The 19,063-nt window shown below is 67.0% G+C and carries 12 protein-coding genes and 1 tRNA gene; 5 read left to right on the top strand and 8 right to left on the bottom strand.

The window, feature by feature from the left end; all coding sequences use genetic code 11:
• The first annotated feature begins 101 nt into the window (after positions 1–101).
• The 3 genes from ASC94_RS24465 (at position 102) to ASC94_RS24455 (ending at position 4,935) form a co-directional block, all read left to right on the top strand.
• Positions 102–186: transfer RNA gene (locus ASC94_RS24465), tRNA-Leu, on the top strand.
• A gap of 187 nt (positions 187–373) precedes the next feature.
• A complete protein-coding gene (locus ASC94_RS24460) occupies positions 374–3,946 on the top strand; it encodes an MHYT domain-containing protein (protein ID WP_056402077.1) in 3,573 nt (1,190 codons plus the stop codon).
• On the top strand, positions 3,943–4,935 hold the full coding sequence (locus ASC94_RS24455; RefSeq protein ID WP_056402075.1) for an HD domain-containing phosphohydrolase: 993 nt from the start codon (positions 3,943–3,945) through the stop codon (positions 4,933–4,935). The genes ASC94_RS24460 and ASC94_RS24455 overlap by 4 nt, the downstream gene beginning before the upstream one ends.
• 152 nt (positions 4,936–5,087) lie before the next feature.
• Here the strand turns inward: ASC94_RS24455 and ASC94_RS24450 are convergent, their stop codons facing one another.
• From ASC94_RS24450 to ASC94_RS24430, 5 genes are all read right to left on the bottom strand, one after another.
• On the bottom strand, positions 5,088–6,218 hold the full coding sequence (locus tag ASC94_RS24450) for a glycosyltransferase family 4 protein (RefSeq protein ID WP_056402072.1): 1,131 nt from the start codon (positions 6,216–6,218) through the stop codon (positions 5,088–5,090).
• Between the two features lie 4 nt (positions 6,219–6,222).
• Entirely contained in the window at positions 6,223–7,356 is a 1,134-nt protein-coding gene (locus tag ASC94_RS24445) for a glycosyltransferase family 1 protein (protein WP_307718850.1), read from the bottom strand.
• A 5-nt stretch (positions 7,357–7,361) separates the two neighbouring features.
• A complete protein-coding gene (locus ASC94_RS24440) occupies positions 7,362–8,306 on the bottom strand; it encodes an NAD-dependent epimerase/dehydratase family protein (RefSeq protein WP_157201567.1) in 945 nt (314 codons plus the stop codon).
• Positions 8,306–9,349 carry a GDP-mannose 4,6-dehydratase gene (gene gmd, locus ASC94_RS24435; RefSeq protein WP_056402494.1) on the bottom strand — a complete coding sequence of 348 codons (1,044 nt, stop codon included), beginning with the start codon at positions 9,347–9,349 and terminating at the stop codon, positions 8,306–8,308. Before gmd ends, ASC94_RS24440 begins: the two co-directional genes overlap by 1 nt.
• 124 nt (positions 9,350–9,473) lie before the next feature.
• Positions 9,474–11,792, bottom strand: a complete 2,319-nt coding sequence (locus ASC94_RS24430) for an NADP-dependent malic enzyme (protein ID WP_056402065.1) — start codon at positions 11,790–11,792, stop codon at positions 9,474–9,476.
• Between the two features lie 276 nt (positions 11,793–12,068).
• Here ASC94_RS24430 and ASC94_RS24425 point away from each other — a divergent pair, with 276 nt between their 5' ends.
• Positions 12,069–12,284, top strand: a complete 216-nt coding sequence (locus tag ASC94_RS24425; protein ID WP_056402061.1) for a hypothetical protein — start codon at positions 12,069–12,071, stop codon at positions 12,282–12,284.
• Between the two features lie 20 nt (positions 12,285–12,304).
• The gene (gene thiL, locus ASC94_RS24420; RefSeq protein WP_056402058.1) at positions 12,305–13,465 is read left to right on the top strand and encodes a thiamine-phosphate kinase; all 1,161 of its coding nucleotides are present in this window, start codon (positions 12,305–12,307) and stop codon (positions 13,463–13,465) included.
• A 254-nt stretch (positions 13,466–13,719) separates the two neighbouring features.
• On the opposite strand, the gene ASC94_RS24415 is transcribed toward thiL, so the two are convergent.
• Genes ASC94_RS24415 through ASC94_RS24405 form a run of 3 tightly spaced genes read right to left on the bottom strand, consistent with a single transcriptional unit; the run spans position 13,720 to position 18,964 of the window.
• Positions 13,720–16,329, bottom strand: coding sequence for an EAL domain-containing protein (locus ASC94_RS24415; RefSeq protein WP_056402055.1), 2,610 nt, complete (start codon positions 16,327–16,329; stop codon positions 13,720–13,722).
• Complete coding sequence (locus ASC94_RS24410; protein WP_229417390.1) at positions 16,326–18,404, bottom strand: ATP-binding protein; 2,079 nt, start codon at positions 18,402–18,404, stop codon at positions 16,326–16,328. Before ASC94_RS24410 ends, ASC94_RS24415 begins: the two co-directional genes overlap by 4 nt.
• Positions 18,401–18,964, bottom strand: a complete 564-nt coding sequence (locus ASC94_RS24405; RefSeq protein WP_056402052.1) for a YfiR family protein — start codon at positions 18,962–18,964, stop codon at positions 18,401–18,403. The genes ASC94_RS24410 and ASC94_RS24405 overlap by 4 nt, the downstream gene beginning before the upstream one ends.
• Positions 18,965–19,063 lie beyond the last annotated feature (99 nt).

The raw sequence follows: 19,063 nt of genomic DNA, 5'->3' as shown, positions 1-19,063 counted from the left end.
GGTTTGCATCCGTAGCCAGAATGATGACACAGCCCGGCTGTGAGCAGGCTTACAATTTCTCCGGGGCTGGACTATAATGTATGCCTTGCGCGAACCGTGCCGCCCTGGTGGTGGAACTGGTAGACACAGCAGACTCAAAATCTGCCGAAGAAATTCGTGCCGGTTCGATTCCGGCCCGGGGCACCATTACCGCAACGTAGTAACAATCAACGTAGTAACAATGCAGAACCCGCATGTCTTTCAGGCAGTGCGGGTTTTTTGTTGCCCGCATTCTTCGGCATGGCCGCAACAAGTGATCAATTTCCACATGGAAATGTGCTACTGTATGTAGCTGACATTTATTGCAACAGGTTATATTCAACCGCCAACCGCCATGGACCAAAGTTCCCTGCTGCAGCTGTTCTCTCCGCCGGCCGATCCGACCTTGATGACTTATGGCCAGTACGACCCAAAATTGGTAGCGCTGTCAGTGCTGGTGGCGGTGTTTTCTTCGTGGATGGGCTTGCAGCTGGCGGGCCAGGCGCGCGGCGGCAGCCACCGCATGCTGCGCACCGTGGCGCTGCTGGCCGGCAGCCTGGCGCTGGGCTGCGGCGTGTGGTCGATGCACTTCATCGGCATGCTCGCCTTTAACCTGTGCACCAGCGTCAGCTACGAACCCACCCTCACCATCTTGTCCCTGCTGCCCAGTTTGGGCGCCTCCTGCGTGGCGTTGGCACTGGTGCGGCGCCGCAGGCTGACCGGCAGGACGCTGGCCTGCGGCGGCCTGCTGGTGGGCATGGGCATCGCCGCCATGCACTACGCGGGCATGGCGGCCATGGAATCGCCCCTGGCGCTGCGCTACGATCCGCTGATGTTCGGCCTGTCCATCCTGGTGGCGGTGGCGCTGGGCACGGCGGCGCTGTGGGTGCGCTTCGGCCTGCGCGGCGCGCTGCACCTGAAGAACGGCACCCGGCTCGCGCTGAGCGCCCTGTTCATGGGCTGCGCCATCGCCGGCATGCATTACACTGGCATGTCGGCGGCGCGCTTCGTGGGCGTGCCGCCGCCCGGCTCGGCGGCCGGTCCCGGCAGCGGTTTCCTGGCGCTGGCGATTTCCGTCATCACGGTGGCCTTCACCGTGTTCGTGACCGGCGCCTACGGCCTGCTGCGCTACCGCGAGCTGTACCGCAGCCTGCGCCGAAGCGAGAGCTGGATGCGGGCCCTGCTCACCACCACGGTGGACGGCGTGGTGTCGGTGGACGGCGACGGCATCATCCAGGACTTCAATGCCTCGGCCGAGCGCATCTTCGGCTGGCGCCGCAGCGAGATCGTGGGCCGCAACGTGGCGCTGCTGGTGGCCGATCCGCTGCAGTCTGCGCAGGACGGGCTGCTGTACCACCTGCGCCAGCGCAATCCGGCCGCGGTGCGCGAGGCGCATGCCGGCACCGAGCTGTACGGCCTGCGCAAGGACGGCAGCCTGGTGCCGATCCGGCGCGCGCTGGGGCACGCCAGCCTGGGCGGCGAGGACGTGTTCGTGCTATTCATCACCGACATCAGCGAACGGCGCGCCATGATGCAGGCGCTGGGCGAGAGCGAGCAGCAGTTCCGCTCGCTGATCGGCCATATCCCCGGCATCTCCTTCCGCTGCCTGGCCGGCGGCGCGCATCCGCTGGTGTTCCTGAGCGACGGGGTGGAGCTGGTGGCCGGCTACCCGGCGCGCGACTTCGTCGGCCCGGCGGCCTGCCGCACCCTGACCGAGCTGATCGTGCCGGCCGACCGCCCCAACGTGGTGGCGGCGCTGGAACAGAGCGTGGTCAGCGAGCAGCCTTACCTGATCGAATACGCCCTGCAGCACGCGGACGGCAGCCTGCGCTGGATCTGGGAGCACGGTGCCGTGGTGCGCGACGCAGCCGGCGAAGTGCGCTGGATCGACGGCGTGATGCTGGACATCACCGAGCGCCGCCACATGGAACAGGAGCTGCGCCGCGCCAAGGACCACGCCGAGCAGGCAGCGGCCGCGCGCGCCAGTTTCGTTGCCAATATGAGCCACGAGATCCGCACGCCGATGAATTCCATCCTCGGCTTCACCGACGTGCTGCTCGATACCGAGCTGCAGCCGGAGCAGCGGCGCCACCTGAACACGGTGCGTAGCGCGGGCCGCGCCCTGCTGCGGCTGCTCAACGAGATACTCGACACCGCCAAGCTGGACAAGGGTGCGGTGGAACTGGAACTGGCGGACTACGATTTCCTGGCCCTGATCGACGAGCTGACCTCGGCCAGCGGTGCCACCGCGCGCGCCAAAGGGCTGGCGATGGAGGTGAGCTACGCGCCGCAGCTGCCGGCGCGGCTGCACGGCGACGCGCTGCGCATGCGGCAGATCCTGAGCAACCTGCTGGACAACGCCATCAAGTTCACCGCGCGGGGCAGCGTGGCGCTGCACGCGGCGCTGCGCGAGGGCCAGCTGCACCTGGCGGTGCGCGACACCGGCATCGGCATTGCGCCGGAGCGGCTGGACGCCATCTTCGATCCCTTCACCCAGGCCGACCCGTCGATGACGCGGCGCTACGGCGGCACCGGCCTGGGCACCACCATCAGCAGGCAGCTGGTGGAGCTGATGGGCGGACGCATCTGGGCCGAGAGCGTGCCGGGACAGGGGACGGTGTTCCATGTGCTGCTGCCGCTGGTGCCCGCGCAGGCGCAGGCCCATGCCGCGCAGGACGGCGCGCCGGCGCTGCCGGCGCTGCCGCCGCTGCGCATCCTGGCGGCCGACGATGTGGCGCAGAACCTGGAGCTGCTGCGGCTGCTGCTGGAGCGGCGCGGCCACAGCGTGACCACGGCGGCCGACGGCGCCGCCGCCGCGCAGCTGGCGGGCCACGCGGATTTCGATGTGATCCTGATGGACATGCAGATGCCGGTGATGGACGGCCTGGCCGCCACCCGCGCCATCCGCGCGCAGGCGGCGCAGGCAGGACGGCGGCGCGTGCCCATCATCGCGATGACGGCCAGCGTGCTGGAGGCGCACCGCCAGGCCTGTTCGGCGGCCGGCATGGACGGCTTTGCCTCCAAGCCGGTGGACCTGGCGCAGCTGTCGCGTGAACTGGCGCGCGTCCTGTCGCTGGCCGCGCCGGCGGAACTGTACCGGCCGCGCGCGGAGCTGGGACTGCATGTGCTGAACCAGGCCGCGGGCCTGCGGCGCTGGGACGGCCACGAAGCGGGCTACCAGGCGGCGCTGGCGCACTTCCTCACCGAGCATGGCGGGGACGCGCAGCAGTTCGACACACTGCGCGCCGCAAGCGATGTCCCCGCCATCCTGGCGCTGGCGCATCGCGCACGCGGCGTGGCCGCCAACCTGGGCCTGGAGCAGCTGGCGCAGGCGCTGGCGGACATCGAACAGCAGGCGGCCGCACGGATGCAGGGCAATGCGGCGGACGATGCGCCAAGCGACGCGACGGGCCGCACGCTGAACGGCGCGATGGCCGGTGCGCTGGACGACGCCACGAACGGTGCACTGAACGGCTCGGTAGGCCGTGCGCTTGACGCCCCCACGGGCGCGGCACCGGGCGACGCGACGGGCGACGCGCTGGACGTGGCGCTGGCCGGCGGGGCGCTGCACCTGGCGGCCGCGCTGAAAGCCATCCGCGAACTGGCGCAGCCGGGGCCCGCCACAGCCGCGCCGGCGCCGCCGGCCTCTGCGCAAGCAAGCTCGCCTTCGAACACGATGGCCGCGCTGGCGCTCGACATGGCGGCGGCGCGCGCGGACGCCGAGCGCCTGCTGCAATCGCTGCGGCGCGGCGCGCTGGACGACGACGCGCTGGCCAGCCTGTCGCACCGCGTGCGCGGCCACGTGGCGCCAACCGCGCTGGATCAGCTGCACCAGGCCGTGGAGAATTTTGACTTCCCGCTGGCGCAGGCTAAACTGGATGCCGTCATGGCCGATGCGCTCCCCCTTCCCCGAGAAAGCCCGCAATGAACCAAGCCCCTTTGCAGCCGCTGATCCTGGCGGTCGATGATGAAGCGAGCAACCTGCAGCTGCTGCGCCACATCCTGCAAGACCATTACCGCCTGCTGTTCGCCAAGGACGCCGCGCGCGCCCTCGACCTGGCGCGCCAGGAACGCCCCGACCTGATCCTCATGGACGTGATGATGCCGGGGATGACGGGCTACGACGCGTGCCGCGTGCTGAAAGCCGATCCGGTCACCGCCGCCATCCCCGTGATTTTCGCCACCGCCCTGAGCGACCCGGACGACGAAGTCACGGGCTTCGAGGCCGGCGCAGTGGACTATATCGCCAAGCCGCTCAGCCCGCCCATCGTGCGCGCCCGCGTGCGCACGCACTTGTCGCTGGTGCGCGCCGACGAACTGAAGGAAACGCGCCTGCAGATCGTGCAGCGCCTCGGCCTGGCCGCCGAATACAAGGACAACGAGACCGGCCTGCACGTGATCCGCATGAGCCACTACGCGCGCGTGCTGGGCCTGGCCGCAGGCCTGAGCGACACCGCTGCCGAAGACCTGCTGCACGCGGCGCCCATGCACGACGTAGGCAAGATCGGCATCCCGGACCGCATCCTGCAAAAGCCGGGGGCGCTGGACAAGGAAGAGTGGAAGATCATGCAGTCGCACGCCACGATCGGGGCGGACATCATCGGCGAGCATCCCCACGGCATGCTGGCGCTGGCGCGCAATATCGCGCTCACGCACCATGAGAAGTGGGACGGCAGCGGCTATCCGCGCGGCCTGGCCGGCGAGGATATTCCGCTCGAAGGGCGCATCGTGGCCATTGCCGACGTGTTCGACGCGCTGACCTCGGCCCGGCCCTACAAGGCTGCCTGGCCGGTGGAGGAAGCGGTGCAGTACCTGCGCCAGCAGCGCGGCCTGCATTTCGATCCGGAGCTGGTGGACATGTTCCTGGAACGGCTGCCGGCCATCGTCGAGATCAAGGAGCGCTGGGCGGAAGCCTGAGGCGGCGCCGGCGGGTTACGGCGCTGCGCGCCTAACCCGCCCTACGGTCAGCAATCGGTGCGTTCCTGGCGCCGGCGGATTACGGTCAACAATCGGTGCGGTCTTGGCGCCGCCGGGTACGACCAACAAGGTGCGTGCGACCGTAGGGCGGGTTAGCGCGCAGCGCGTAACCCGCCATCAGCCAGCTCCCGGTACAGCGCCAGATAACTGCCGGCCATACGCTCGGCCGTAAACAACTCCTGATAGCGCTCGGCGGCGCGCCTGCCCATGGCGGCGGCCAGCTCCGGCTGTTCCCACAAGGTGCGCATGGCGGCCCCAAATGCCTGCGGGTCGCTCGGCGGCACCACCAGTCCCGTCACCCGGTCCACGTTGATGTAAGTTGTGCCGGTGCCGATCTCGCTCGAAATCATCGGCTTGCCATACATGGCCCCTTCCAGCAGCGAGATGCCGAATGCTTCCGAACGCAGGTGCGACGGGAAGGCCATGGCGTAGCACAGCTCCAGCAGCGCCACCTTGTCCTCTTCCTCCAGCGCGCCGACAAACATCACATGGGTCAAGCCCAGGCGCTCCGCGTGCGCCTTGAGTTCCTGCTCCAGCGGCCCGGCCCCCACGATCACCACCGGGTAGTCGGTGCCGGCCAGCGCGTCCAGCAGGATGTGCAGGCCCTTGTAATAGCGCAGCATGCCCACGAACAGGAAAAAGCGCTCGCCGCAGCGCGCGCGCCATTTATCCAGCACCGCCTGCGGCGGCTTGGGATAGATCGACTGGTCCAGGCCGTAGGTGATGGTGCGGGTCTTGTGCTTGTAGCGGCCCAGCACCGGCGACGAGGCCAGGTAGTTGGGCGAGGTGGCCACGATGGCGTCCACGCTCTTCAGGAAGCGCTGCTTGAGCGGCGTGTACACCCGCAGCAGCGCCTTCTGGCGCACGATGTCCGAGTGGTAGGTGACCACGCTGGGCTTGTCGATGCGCGCCATGAAATGCGCCAGGTCCATGAAGGGCCAGGGGAAATGATAGTGGATCACGTCCGCATTGCGCGCCAGGTGCTTGAGCTTGCGGATGGCCGCGAACGACATGGCGTTCGAGGCGATCTCGAAATTGAGCGGCACCCGGTGCACGGTGTGGCCTTCGATTTCCATCTGCGCGGGGCCGCCGTTGCGGGTCAGGGTCAACACGTCGTTCTTCACGCCCAGGCGCGAGGTGCCCACACACATCTGGCGTATCACCTGCTCGATGCCGCCCCACGAATCGGGGTAATAGGTCTTGTAGAAATGGAGGACGCGCATAGATTCAGGATAAGAGGGTGTGGTACACGGCCGCCGTCTTGCGGGCGGTTTCGGCCCACGTCAATTCGACGGCGCGCACGCGGCCGGCGGCCACGCAGCGGGCCCGCAGCGCATCGTCGCGCGCCAGCTCCAGCATGGCCGCGCCGATGGCGGGCACCGACAGCGGGTCGACTTCCAGCGCAGCGCCGCGCGTGACTTCCGGCAGCGAAGAGGTGTTGGATGCGATCACCGGCACGCCGGAGGCGAAAGCCTCCACCACCGGGATGCCGAAGCCCTCGTAGAGGGACGGGAAGACGAAGGCGCCGGCGCCCGCATACACGTGGCGCAGCTGCTCTTCGTGGGTCAGGCGGTCCAGCCACAGCACGTTCTCGCCGTTCTGCACCGCAGCCTTCATCTGCGCCTGCAGTTCCTCGCTGCGCCAGCCCGGCGCGCCCACCACCACCAGCTGGCGTTTGGCGCGCACCACCGGCGGCAGGGACAGGTAGGCTTCCAGCACGCGGCCCAGGTTCTTGCGCGGCTGCAGGGTGCCGACAAACAGGAAGTAGCCCGGCTTCAGGCCGTACTGCGCCTGGGTGGCCGCCACCGCCTCCGGCGCAGGCGCGTCGAGCCAGCGCTCGTCCACGCCGTTGTGCACCACGCTGATGCGGCGCTCGTCGATGCCGAAGCACTGCACCAGCTCGCGCACGGCGAAGTGCGACACCGCGATCACGTGGTCTGCCTTGCGCGCGGCCTTGCGCTGCAGCCAGTTCTTCAGGCCGCGCAGGCGCGGGCTGCACCACTCGGGGTGCGCCAGCGGCAGCGCGTCGTGCAGGGTGGCCACCACCATGCAGTCCATGCGCACGGTGCGGTAGTCGGTGGAATGGTACAGGTCCACGCTGGGCATGTGCTCGCGCACGGCGCCGGGCGTGCACAGGTCGCGCAGGGTGGTGACGGGGAAGGAGTGCGGCATGGCGGCGCCCACGCGGAGCGCGTCCGCGCCGCTGCCGGACAGGGCGAACGGCGCAAACGACATGGCCTGCACGGCGCACCCCGCCGGCGGCAGATGCCGCAGCAGGGCCTGGCTGTAGACGCCTATGCCGTCAAGCCGGCCACCGGTCAGGACCGGTTCAACAGTGGTGGTGGAAAGGCCAATGCGCAAGACACTCAAGCCTCGTACATCCAGCGCAGCGTCTGCTCCAGCGGCACCGGCACGATCTGTCCCACCACGCCGGCCAGGCGGGTGTTGTCGCCGACCAGGCGCACCACTTCGTTGGCGCGCACAAAGGCGGGGTTCACATGCACGTTGATCTGGTAGCCGGCGATGCGGCCCATCATGTCCAGCGCTTCGCCCAGCGAATAGCCGGTGCTGGAGCAGATGTTGAAGGTCTGCCCTGCCGGCGCCCTGGCCAGCAGCTGGCGGTACGCGGCGGCGACCATGCGCACGTCGGAAAAGTCGCGCCACACGTGCAGGTTGCCCAGCTCGATGTCGGCGGCCTTGCGGCGGAAGTGCGAAACGATTTTCGGCAGCAGGAAGTTCTCATGCTGGCCCACGCCCGTGTAGTTGAACGGACGCGTGATGATGATGGGCAGCTTGTCCATCCACAAACGGGCCATGTATTCCATGGACAGCTTGGAGACGGCGTAGTCGTTGGCGGGGGCCGGGGCCACCTCCTCGCCCAGGATGGGCAGGTCGGCATTGCCGTAGATATTGGCGCTCGACGCCAGCAGCACGGCGGACGGCTTCTTCTCCAGCGCGGCCAGGCCTTCCAGCAGGTTGCGCGTGCCGACCACGTTGACGCGGTAAATCTGTTCGATGTCGGCGTGCGCCACGAAGGCGATGGCCGCCAGGTGCACCACCACATCGGGCTGCACCTGCTGCACCATGGCCGCCACGGCGGCGCGGTCGGTCAGGTCCACCGCCAGCATGTCCTCGGACACGCCGGCGTGGCCCGGCACGGTAGTGCCGGTGACGCGGTAGCCCGCCGCGCGCAGCTCGGCCGCCACGTACTGGCCGGTGAAACCGGCCAGTCCCGTGACGAGGGCGCGCTTGCCGGCGCCTTCGGTGGCGGGCGACAGCAGCTGCAGCAGTGCCTGCGGCTGGCCGTTCATCAGAACGAGAAACCGATCTCGTTGCGGCGCAGGTCGGCGTCCACCATCAGCTGGCACAGCTCTTCCAGCGTGGTTTTCGGCGCCCAGCCCAGTTCCTTGGTGGCCTTGGCCGGATTGCCGATCAGCAGTTCCACTTCGGCAGGACGGTAGAACTTCGGATTGACGCGCACCAGCGTTTTGCCGGTCTTGGCGTCGTGCCCGGTTTCATTCTCCGCTTCGCCCTTCCATTCGATGGCGATGCCGGCGGCCTTGAAGGCCATGGTGACGAAGTCGCGCACGGTTTCGGTGCGGTTGGTGGCCAGCACGTAAGTGCCTGGTTCATCAGCCTGCAGGATGCGCCACATGCCTTCCACGTATTCCTTGGCGAAGCCCCAGTCGCGCTTGGCGTCCATATTGCCCAGCTCCAGCACGTCCAGCTTGCCCAGCTTGATCTTGGCCACCGAGTCGGTGATCTTGCGGGTGACGAACTCGCGGCCGCGCAGCGGCGACTCGTGGTTGAACAGGATGCCCGAGGAGCCGAAGATGCCGTAGGATTCGCGGTAGTTCACGGTCATCCAGTGGGCGTACAGCTTGGCCACGCCGTAGGGGCTGCGCGGGTAGAACGGGGTGTCTTCCACCTGCGGAATGGCTTGCACCTTGCCGAACATTTCCGAGGTCGACGCCTGGTAGAAGCGGATCTTCGGATTGACGATGCGGATCGCTTCCAGCAGGTTGACCGGGCCCACGCCGGTGATTTCGGCGGTGGTGACAGGCTGTTCGAAGGACACGCCGACAAAGCTTTGCGCGGCCAGGTTGTAGATCTCGTCGAAGCCGCCATTCTGCAGCAGGCGGATGCTCGAACTCAGGTCGGTCAGGTCGTATTCGACCAGTTTCAGATTCGGGTGGTTCTGGATGCCCAGTTCTTCAATGCGCCAGAAGTTCACGGAACTGGTGCGGCGGTAGGTCCCGGTGACTTCATAGCCCTTGCCCAGCAGCAGTTCTGCCAGATAGGCGCCATCCTGGCCGGTAATGCCCGTAACGAGCGCTTTTTTAGTCTTTTGCATGATATTCACGTTTTCCAACAGAACTTTGACAGCCGGTTATTGTAACAGAGGCACGAAGCCCGCCCGGTTTGCACCGGGGCGGGCTTACACTAGTTACATCTTGTTACAGGGCAACTAATTACTGTCAAGCCTTGCGCTGGGCCACCGCGTCCACCACGCACAGCGCCGTCATGTTGACGATGCGGCGCACGGTGGCCGACGGGGTCAGGATGTGCACCGGCGCGGCGCAGCCCAGCAGGATGGGGCCGACCGCGATGCCGTTGCCGGCCGCCGTCTTCAGCAGGTTGTAGGCGATGTTGGCCGAGTCAATGTTCGGCATCACCAGCAGGTTGGCGTCCGCCGTGAGGGTGGAATCGGGCATGATCTTGTTGCGCAGCTTGGAATCCATGGCGGTGTCGCCATGCATTTCGCCGTCCACTTCCAGCTCCGGCGCCTGCTGCTTCACCAGCGCCAGCGCGGCGCGCATCTTCTGCGCCGAGGCGCTGTTGGACGAGCCGAAGTTCGAATGCGACAGCAGCGCCGCGCGCGGCTGCAGGCCGAAGCGCTTCATTTCCTCGGCGGCCATGATGGTGATGGCGGCCAGCTGGTTGGCGTCCGGGTTCTCGTTGACGTGGGTGTCGACGATGGCCAGCTGGCGCTCGGGGAGCACCAGCACGTTCATGGCGGCGTACACGCAGGCGCCGACACGGCGGCCCAGCACCTGGTCGATATACTTCAGGTGCAGGTCGGTGGTGCCGAAGGTGCCGCAGATCATGCCGTCGGCATCGCCCTTCTTGATCATCATGGCGCCAATCAGCGAGTGGCGGCGGCGCATTTCCAGCTTGGCGTATTCCTGCGTCACGCCCTGGCGGTTGGTCAGCGCGTAGTAGGACTGCCAGTAATCGCGATAGCGCTCGTCGAAGTCCGGGTTGATGACGTCGTAGTCGACGCCCTGCTTCAGGCGCAGGCCGAATTTGTGGATGCGGCTCTCCAGCACCGGCGGGCGGCCCACCAGGATCGGGCGCGCCAGGCGCTCGTCGACCACCACCTGCACCGCGCGCAGCACGCGCTCTTCTTCGCCTTCGGCGTAGACGATGCGTTTCAGGTCGGCCGGGGTCTGCTTGGCCACCGCGAACAGCGGCTTCATGAAGGTGCCGGAGCGGTATACGAACTGCTGCAGGCTGTCGGCGTAGGCTTCCAGGTCCTTGATCGGACGGGTGGCCACGCCGGACTCAAAGGCCGCCTTGGCCACGGCCGGGGCGATCTTGGTCAGCAGGCGCGGATCGAACGGCATCGGGATCAGGTACTCGGGGCCGAACGACAGGTTCTGGATGCCGTAGGTGGTGGCCACGATGTCGGACTGCTCGGCGTGCGCCAGCTCGGCGATCGCGTGCACCACGGCGATTTCCATTTCGCGGGTAATCGTGGTGGCGCCGCAGTCAAGCGCGCCGCGGAAGATGTAGGGGAAGCACAGCACGTTGTTGACCTGGTTCGGGTAGTCCGAACGGCCGGTGCAGATGATGGCGTCGCCGCGCACCGCTTTCACGTCTTCCGGCAGGATTTCCGGGTTCGGGTTGGCCAGCGCCAGGATCAGCGGGTTGGGCGCCATCTGCTTGACCATGTCCTGCTTCAGCACGCCGCCGGCGGACACGCCCAGGAAGATGTCGGCGTCCGGGATCACTTCGGCCAGGGTGCGGGCCGGGGTGTCGCGCGCGAAGCGTTCCTTGTCCGGGTCCATCAGCTCGGTGCGGCCCTTGTAGACCACGCCGGCCAGGTCGGTGACGAAGATGTTTTCCAGCGGGAAGCCCAGGTCGACAATCAGGTCCAGGCAGGCCAGCGCGGCCGCGCCGGCGCCGGAAACCACCAGTTTGCATTCCTTGATGTTCTTGCCCACCAGCTGTATGCCGTTCAGCAATGCCGCGCCCACGATGATGGCGGTGCCGTGCTGGTCGTCATGGAACACCGGAATCTTCATGCGGTCGCGCAGCTGGCGCTCGATGGTGAAGCACTCGGGGGCCTTGATGTCTTCCAGGTTCACGCCGCCGAAGGTCGGTTCCAGCGAGGCGATGATGTCGCACAGCTTGTCCGGATCGGATTCGTTGATCTCGATGTCGAACACGTCGATGCCGGCGAATTTCTTGAACAGCACGCCCTTGCCTTCCATCACAGGCTTGGCGGCCAGCGGACCGATATTGCCCAGGCCCAACACGGCGGTGCCGTTGGTGATGACGGCAACCAGGTTGCCGCGCGCAGTGTACTTATAGGAGTTGGCGGGATCGGCGACGATTTCTTCGCAGGGGGCAGCCACGCCGGGAGAATAGGCTAGCGCGAGGTCGCGCTGGTTGGTCAACTGCTTGGTGGGGGTAACACTGATTTTGCCGGGTTTGGGGCACTCGTGGTATTCGAGCGCGGCCAGGCGCAGTTGTTGTCTCAATTCCTCTTTTTTATCAGATGACGAATCCATGCTGTACTGCCTTCCTGTTTGTCTATCGGGAAAGCTTCCGATTCTATCAGACCAATTCTTTCAGTTAGCTAGGTATTTTCACCAATCAGGCAGAATAACTATCGGCGTTATCAATATTATCAATTTTTTCTATGGTCGCGGCAGCTATCAGATCGCAACTATTGCGCAAAGTTAAGAAAGTTGCATCAAAGTCTTAGTTCTTGTAGACAATATGGCATTCAGGGTATAGACTGGCTTGATTGACATCCCTTGTCATCCTTGAAAGAAAGGCACGCGATGAGCTACCAGTTTTGGCACAACTGCTTTCGACTCTCCAGTGTGGCCTTTCCCGCCGCCACCGTGATGCTGTGCTTTGCCGAACCCGGCTCGGCGCAGTCGGCGCTGCTGGCTGCGGCCGCCGTGGTGTCCACCGGCGTCTGGGGCTACAGTTCCAGCCGCCACAAGCGCCGCATGGTGCTGGAAGACGAACTGGCCGAGGGCGGCAACGCCTAGGACGCTAGTACAATGGCGGCATGCTCTCCGAATTCGACCTCATCGCAGAATACTTCAACCGCCCCCGCCCTGTCCGCGCCACGCTGGGCATAGGCGACGACTGCGCCCTGCTCACGCCCGGCGCCGGCATGCAGACCGCCATTTCGTCCGACATGCTGGTGGAGGGGCGCCATTTCTTTGCCGGCGCGGACCCGGTGCGGCTGGGCCATAAGAGCCTGGCGGTGAACCTGTCCGACCTGGCGGCCATGGGCGCGCGGCCGGTCGGCTTCACGCTGGCGCTGGCGCTGCCGGCAGCCGACCGCGCCTGGCTGGCAGGCTTCTCGGCCGGCCTGTTCGCGCTGGCCGACGCGCACGGCTGCGAGCTGATAGGCGGCGACACCACCAAGGGCCCGCTCACCATCTGCATCACCATCTTCGGCGAACTGGCGCCCGGCGAGGCGCTGCGGCGCGACGCGGCCCGGCCCGGCGACGACATCTGGATATCCGGCACGCTGGGCGACGCGCGCCTGGCGCTGGCGGCCTCCCTGCGCGAACCGGGTGCCGGCGAGGAACTGGCGCGGGCGGCCGCTGGTGGCGATGGGAATGGCCTTGCCGGCGGTGGGGGCGGTGCTGGCGATGCTGGCCTTGCCGGCGATGCTGGCGGTAATGGCGGTAATGGCGGCGCTGGCAGTGCTGGCAGAGCTGGCAGCTCTGGCCGTGCTGGCGGTACTGGCGGTAATGGCGGTGCTGGCGGCGCGGAAGGCGCGGCGCGCTTCGCGGCGGCGTCGGCCAGGTTGCACGCGCCCACGCCGCGCGTGGCGCTGGGTCGGCTGCTGGCGCAGCAACGCATCGCACACGCGGCCATCGATATCTCGGACGGGCTGGTGGGCGACATCGGCCATATCCTCAAGCTGTCGGGCGTGGGTGCGGTGCTGGACGTGGACGCGCTGCCGGCCGGGCCGGTGCTGGCCGGCTGCGCGCAGAAATGGCGCCGCGCCTACATGGCGGCCGGCGGCGACGATTACGAGCTGTGCTTCACGGCGCCCGTGTCGGCGCGCGAGGCAGTGATGGCGGCCGGCGCCCAAAGCGGCACGGCGGTCACGCGCGTGGGCCGTATCGAGGCCGGGCCGGGCCTGCGGCTGGTGGACGCGCACGGCGAACCGCTGGCGCTCAATCTGCAGGGTTTCGACCACTTCGGCTGAACGCCGGCGGGTTACGCTCCGCTAACCCGCCCTACGGTCAACGCTCGATGCATTATCCAGGGCCGATGCATTATTCACGCCCGATGCATTCCAGGGCCGACGCATTATCCTGGGCCGACGCATTATCGGGACCGACGCATTGTCCGGGACCGATGCATTATCGCGGCCCGATGCATAATCTGCGGCCGGACGCACGTTCCGCGGCCCAATGGGGGATCGTAGGGCGGGTTAGCCCGAAGGGCGTAACCCGCCGCTCAGGCCAGCGACGTGTGATCCTCGCCCGGCTCTCCCGCGCGCCGCCCGGTGCCGTGCATCAGCCAATAATGGTGGAAAGCCAGCCGGATATTGTCCCGCAGCTGGATATCGTCCCACGGCTTGGTGTAGAAGCGGTAGATCGCACCCCGGTTGATCGAATCGAGCACCGCCTCCAGCCCGGTATAGCCGGACAGGATAATCCGTATGGTATCCGGATACATCTCCTTCACCTTGCTCAGGAACTCGGTGCCGCTCATGATGGGCATGCGCTGGTCGCACACGATCACCTGTACCGGGTACAGCGCCAGCAACTCAAAGCCCTCGGCCGGCGTGGCCGCCGTCAAGATACGGTAGCCGTCGCGCCGGAACAGCCGGTGCAGCGAGGACAGCACGTTGACATCATCGTCCACGATCAGCAACGTCTGCGGCGGCTCGGATGCCTGGTTCGGGTCCGGCGGCAGGCTGCGCCCGCCCTCCACCAGCTGCCCCATGTCGTCGGCCGGCAGCGGACGGCTGAAGAAATAGCCCTGAATCTCATCGCAGCGGTTGCGGCGCAGGTACTCCAGCTGCGGCCGCGTCTCCACGCCCTCGGCGATCACGCGCAGCTTCAGGCTGTGCGCCATGCTGATGATGGCCAGCGCAATGGCCGCGTCGTTGGGATTGGTCGTGATGTCGCGCACGAAGGCGATGTCGATCTTCAGCTTGTCGATCGGGAAGCGCTGCAGATAGGCCAGCGATGAGTAGCCGGTGCCGAAATCGTCGATCGAGCACTTCACGCCCAGCTCCTTGAGCCGCCCCAGCACGCCGATGGTACGCTCGGCGTTCGACATCAGCGCAGTCTCGGTCAGCTCCAGCTCCAGCAGCTCGGGCGGCACCTTGTGGCGCTCCAGCGCACTGCGCACCTCCGCCTCAAGGTCGCCCTCGACGAACTGGCGGCTCGACACGTTCACCGCCACCGTCACCGGCCCCACCATGGAACGGCCCCAGGCCGCAATCTGGCGGCAGGCCGCGTCGATGATCCAGGCGCCCACCCGCACAATCAGCCCGGTATCCTCCAGCACCGGCACGAATTCGGCCGGGAACACCATGCCGTAGCCGGGCCGCTGCCAGCGCAGCAGCGCCTCGGCGCCGCTGATGCGGCCCGTGGTCAGGTTCACCTTGGGCTGGTAGTACAGCAGCAGTTCGTTATCGTCCAGCGCGCGGCGCAGCGCCAGCTCCAGGTCCAGGCGCGCCAGCACCTGCACGTTCATGCCGGCGGTGAAGAAGCGGTAGCCGTCGCGGCCGGCCTGCTTGGCGCGTTCCATGGCGGTGTCCGCGTATTTCACCAGCGTCTCGGGATCGGTGGCGTCGTCCGGGTACATGGCGATGCCGATCGACGCCGTCAGCGCGGCAGGGTGGCCCTCCAGGTCGAACGGCGCGCGCAGCGCCTCGCGCACCTCGTTGGCCACCAGCACCGCGTCCTGCTGGTTGCGCGTCATGGTCAGGATCAGCGCGAACTCGTCGCCGCCCAGGCGGCCCACGGTGTCGCGGATGCGCACGCACTGCACCAGGCGGTTGCTGAACTGGCGCAGCAGTTCGTCGCCGGCCGCCGGCCCCAGCGAATCGTTGATGTTCTTGAAACGGTCCAGGGCGATGAACAGCACCACGATGCGCCATTCCTTGTCCTGCGCCAGCTCGATGGCTTCGGCCAGGGTCTGGAAGAACAGGGTGCGGTTGGGCAGGCCGGTCAGGCTGTCGTAGTGGGCCATGTGCAGCAGGCGTTCCTCGGCCAGGCGCCGCTCGCTGATGTCGCGCGCCACGCAGATCAGGGTGGGCGGCACGCCGGCCGGGTCGGGGCCGGTGGCGTCGCCATGCTGCAGCTGCCAGTACAGTTCCACCGGCACCGCCGCCAGGTCCTGGCGCGTCAGCTCGGTTTCCAGCAGGTCCGGCGTGCGCGAGGCGGCCATGGTGGCCTTGGCCGCGTCGCAGTGCGCCTGCAGTTCTTCACGCTCGCCCAGGCCGATGCGCGCCGGTTCCATGCCGAGCAGCGGCGCGCGTCCGTAGCCCAGCATGCGGCAGGCGCCGTCGTTCACGTCCACCAGCGCCAGCGTGGCGATGTCGATCAGGAAGATGGCATCGGCGGTGGCGTCCATGGCGCTGCGGAAGCGCTGCAGCTCGGCGGTGCGCTCGCGCACGGTCTGCTCCAGCAGCGCGCTGTAGTTCTTAGCCTCGCGGTGCATCAGCCGCACCTCCAGCATGTTGCGGATGCGGGTGAGCACTTCCACCGGATCGAAAGGCTTGCTGACGAAGTCGCGCGCGCCCGCCTCCAGCGCGGCCAGCTTGTGGTCCGGCTGCGCCGTCACCACCAGCACCGGCAGGTAAGCCTCCGCCTCCAGCGGCTTGAGCGCGTTCATCACGTCGAAGCCGCTCATGCCGGGCATGTGCAGGTCGAGGATGATCAGGTCGTAGCAGTGCTGCTCGTGCCACGGCGCCACCACGCGCGGGTCGGTGGTGGAGCTGACCGACTGGTAGCCGGTGGTGGTGAGCAGGTATTCCAGCAACTGCACGTTGACCGCCTGATCGTCCACGATCAGGATCTTTGCGTTGTGGATATCGGCCTGGGTAATCATGACAGTTCCTTGCTGGCTTTGCGGTCGCCGCGTTCTGCGATATGGGCCAGCGTACTGTTGATGGCCTCCGTGAACTCATCGATGTTGATCGGCTTGATGAGGTAACGGAAGAATCCTGCCGCAACGCCTTTTTCTATGTCGCGCGGCATGGCATTGGCGGTCAGCGCGATGACCGGAATGTGCTGGGTGCGGCTGTCGCTGCGCAGCACCCGCATGGCATCGAGCCCGCTCATGCCGGGCAGGTTGATGTCCATCAGGATGATGTCCGGCTGGTGCGCGCGCGCCAGTTCCACGCCCAGGTGGGCATCCGGGGCCGACAGCAGGCGCAGGTCGGGCCGGAAGCTGATGATTTCCTCCACCAGCTTCAGGTTGGCCGGATTGTCCTCCACATACAGGATGGCGGCCGGGGCATCCGGCGCGTGCTGGCCGGCGTTGTCGGCCAGCGCGCGCGCGGTCTCGCTGTCGAGCGACGGCAGCGGCTCGGTGGCGCGCAGCTCGATCCAGAACAGGCTGCCCACGCCCTGGCTGCTGGAGGCACCGATCACCCCGCCCATCAGCTCCACCAGGCGCTTGGTCACCACCAGGCCGATGCCGGTGCCCTCTTCCGGACCGGTTTCCTGGCCCAGGCGGTTGAAGGGCTGGAACAGCATGGCCACCTGGTCGGGCTTGAGGCCGATGCCGGTGTCCTGCACCGACAGGCGCAGCAAGCCCGGCGCGCTGCTGCTGCAGTCCACCACCACCGCGCCGCCCTCGCGGTTGTACTTGATGGCGTTGGACAGCAGGTTAAGCAGCACCTGCTTGAGGCGGGTGCGGTCGGCGCCCACGGTGGCGCGGCAGTTATCCGGGAACAGCATGCGGATGCCGCGCGCGGCCGCCAGCGGTTCGGTCATGCTCTGCACCTCCTGCAGCATTTCCTGCAGCGCCACCGGCTCCATCGACAGCGCCACCGCGCCCGATTCGATCTTGGCCAGGTCCAGGATTTCGTTGATCAGGGTGAGCAGGTGGCGGCCGGACTTCAGGATATGGTTGGCGAATTCCTTCTTCTGCACCAGCGTGGACGGCAGCTTGTCCGAAGTGAGGATCTGGGCGAAGCCAAGGATGGCGTTGAGCGGCGTGCGCAGCTCGTGGCTCATGGACGACAGGAAGGCCGACTTGGCCTGGTTGGCGCTCTTGGCCTCCTCCATGGCCATGGCCAGCTCGCCGTTGGTGGCCTCCAGCTGCAAGGTGCGCTCGTGCACGCGCTGCTCCAGCTCCTCGTTCAGGCGCATCACCTCCTGCTGCGCCAGGGTGCGCTGCTCGGCCTCGCGCGCCAGCTCGCTGTTCGACTCGGCCAGTTCGCGCTGGCGGATCTCCACTTCGCTCAGCATGGAGTTGAACGATTCCACCAGCTGCGCCACCTCGTCCTCGCTGGTGGGCGCGGCGCGGCGCGAATAGTCGCCGGTCTGCACCACCTCGCGCGCCACGTCGCGGATGTCGAGGATGGGGCGGGTGATGATGTAGTCGGTGCGGCGCATGATCAGGTAGGCGATGCCCATGGCCGGCAGCATCACCAGCAGCGCGATGCCCAGGTAGTCGCCCAGGCGGCCCACCATTTCGTATTCGGCGCGCAGGTAGACGGTGCCCTGCAGCTCGCCGTTGTCGACGATGCGCTTGAACATGGTGAGCTTGCCGTCCTCGAAGCGCATGGCGTCGGCCTCGGCCTGCTGCGGGAAGTGGTCGTCCTGGCCGGGCGCCACATAGCTGGCGAACAGCTTCCCCTTGGCGTTGTAGATGGCGCCCGCGTTGATCTTCGGGCGCAGGCGCAGCAGCGACAGGGTCTGCTTGGCCAGCGCCTTGTCGTCGAAGGCCAGCGCGGCGCTGCTCATGTGGCCGATCAGTTCCGACTGCGTGCTCATGTCGCCGCTCACGCTCTGGTGGTAGGCGCGCAGGTCGTAGGCCACGATGGTGGCCAGCGACACCAGCAGCGCCACCAGGGTGGACAGCATGACCACGCCCAGCAGCTTCTGGCGCAGGGAGCGCATCCGTATCATGCGGCCGCCTTGCCTGCGTTCGCCGTCCACGTGGCCGTGCTTCATGTGGCGTCTCCCGGCGCGACCCGGTAGGCCGCCGACAGCATGCGCGCGCTGATGCGGATGCGGGCGCTGGCGGCCGGCTTGAGCGCCACCTCGAAGCGCAGCCGCTCGTCGGCCAGCACGAAATTGATGATGCTGCCCAGCGCGTGCGCCTCTTCGCTGTCGGACACGGTGAGCATGGGCTGGCTGCGCGTGGCGGCCAGCACTTCCGCCAGGCTGGCCTTGTCCAGCGTGCCGACAAACAGGATGTGCAGGTGGCCGGGCGGCTCGCCCTTGCGCAGTTTTTTCACCTGCAGCGGATGGCCGTTGGCGCTGTGGCCGGCCGCGCTGCGCTCCAGCTGGTCGGCCAGCGCGTCGGCGCCCATCACGCCGATCAGCAGCGGGCTGTCGGGCCGCACGAAGCTGCCTTCGGGCCATTCGACAAAGCCGGCGAACTTGATCAGGTAGGCAGCCTTGACCTGGCGCTCCAGGTTCTGGTCCTGGGCCCGCGCATGCAATTGGACCGCCAGGGACAGGAGCAGGAGCAGCAGACTCAGCAGTCGCGGCAGGCTTGCAAACTGCATGTCTCCCCTCCCTTTAACTTAGATAGCAAGCGAATCCTGGCCAGTCGAGTGTACGCATTTTTGGCTTTGCTGAGCAGAATTTTTTGACCGTGCGCAAAG

The sequence above is a fragment of the Massilia sp. Root418 genome (assembly GCF_001425265.1).
In the GTDB taxonomy this organism is placed as follows: Bacteria; Pseudomonadota; Gammaproteobacteria; order Burkholderiales; family Burkholderiaceae_D; genus Rugamonas.
The sequence above is the reverse complement of the archived record's forward strand: the minus strand, read 5'-3'. Positions and strand labels throughout refer to the sequence as shown.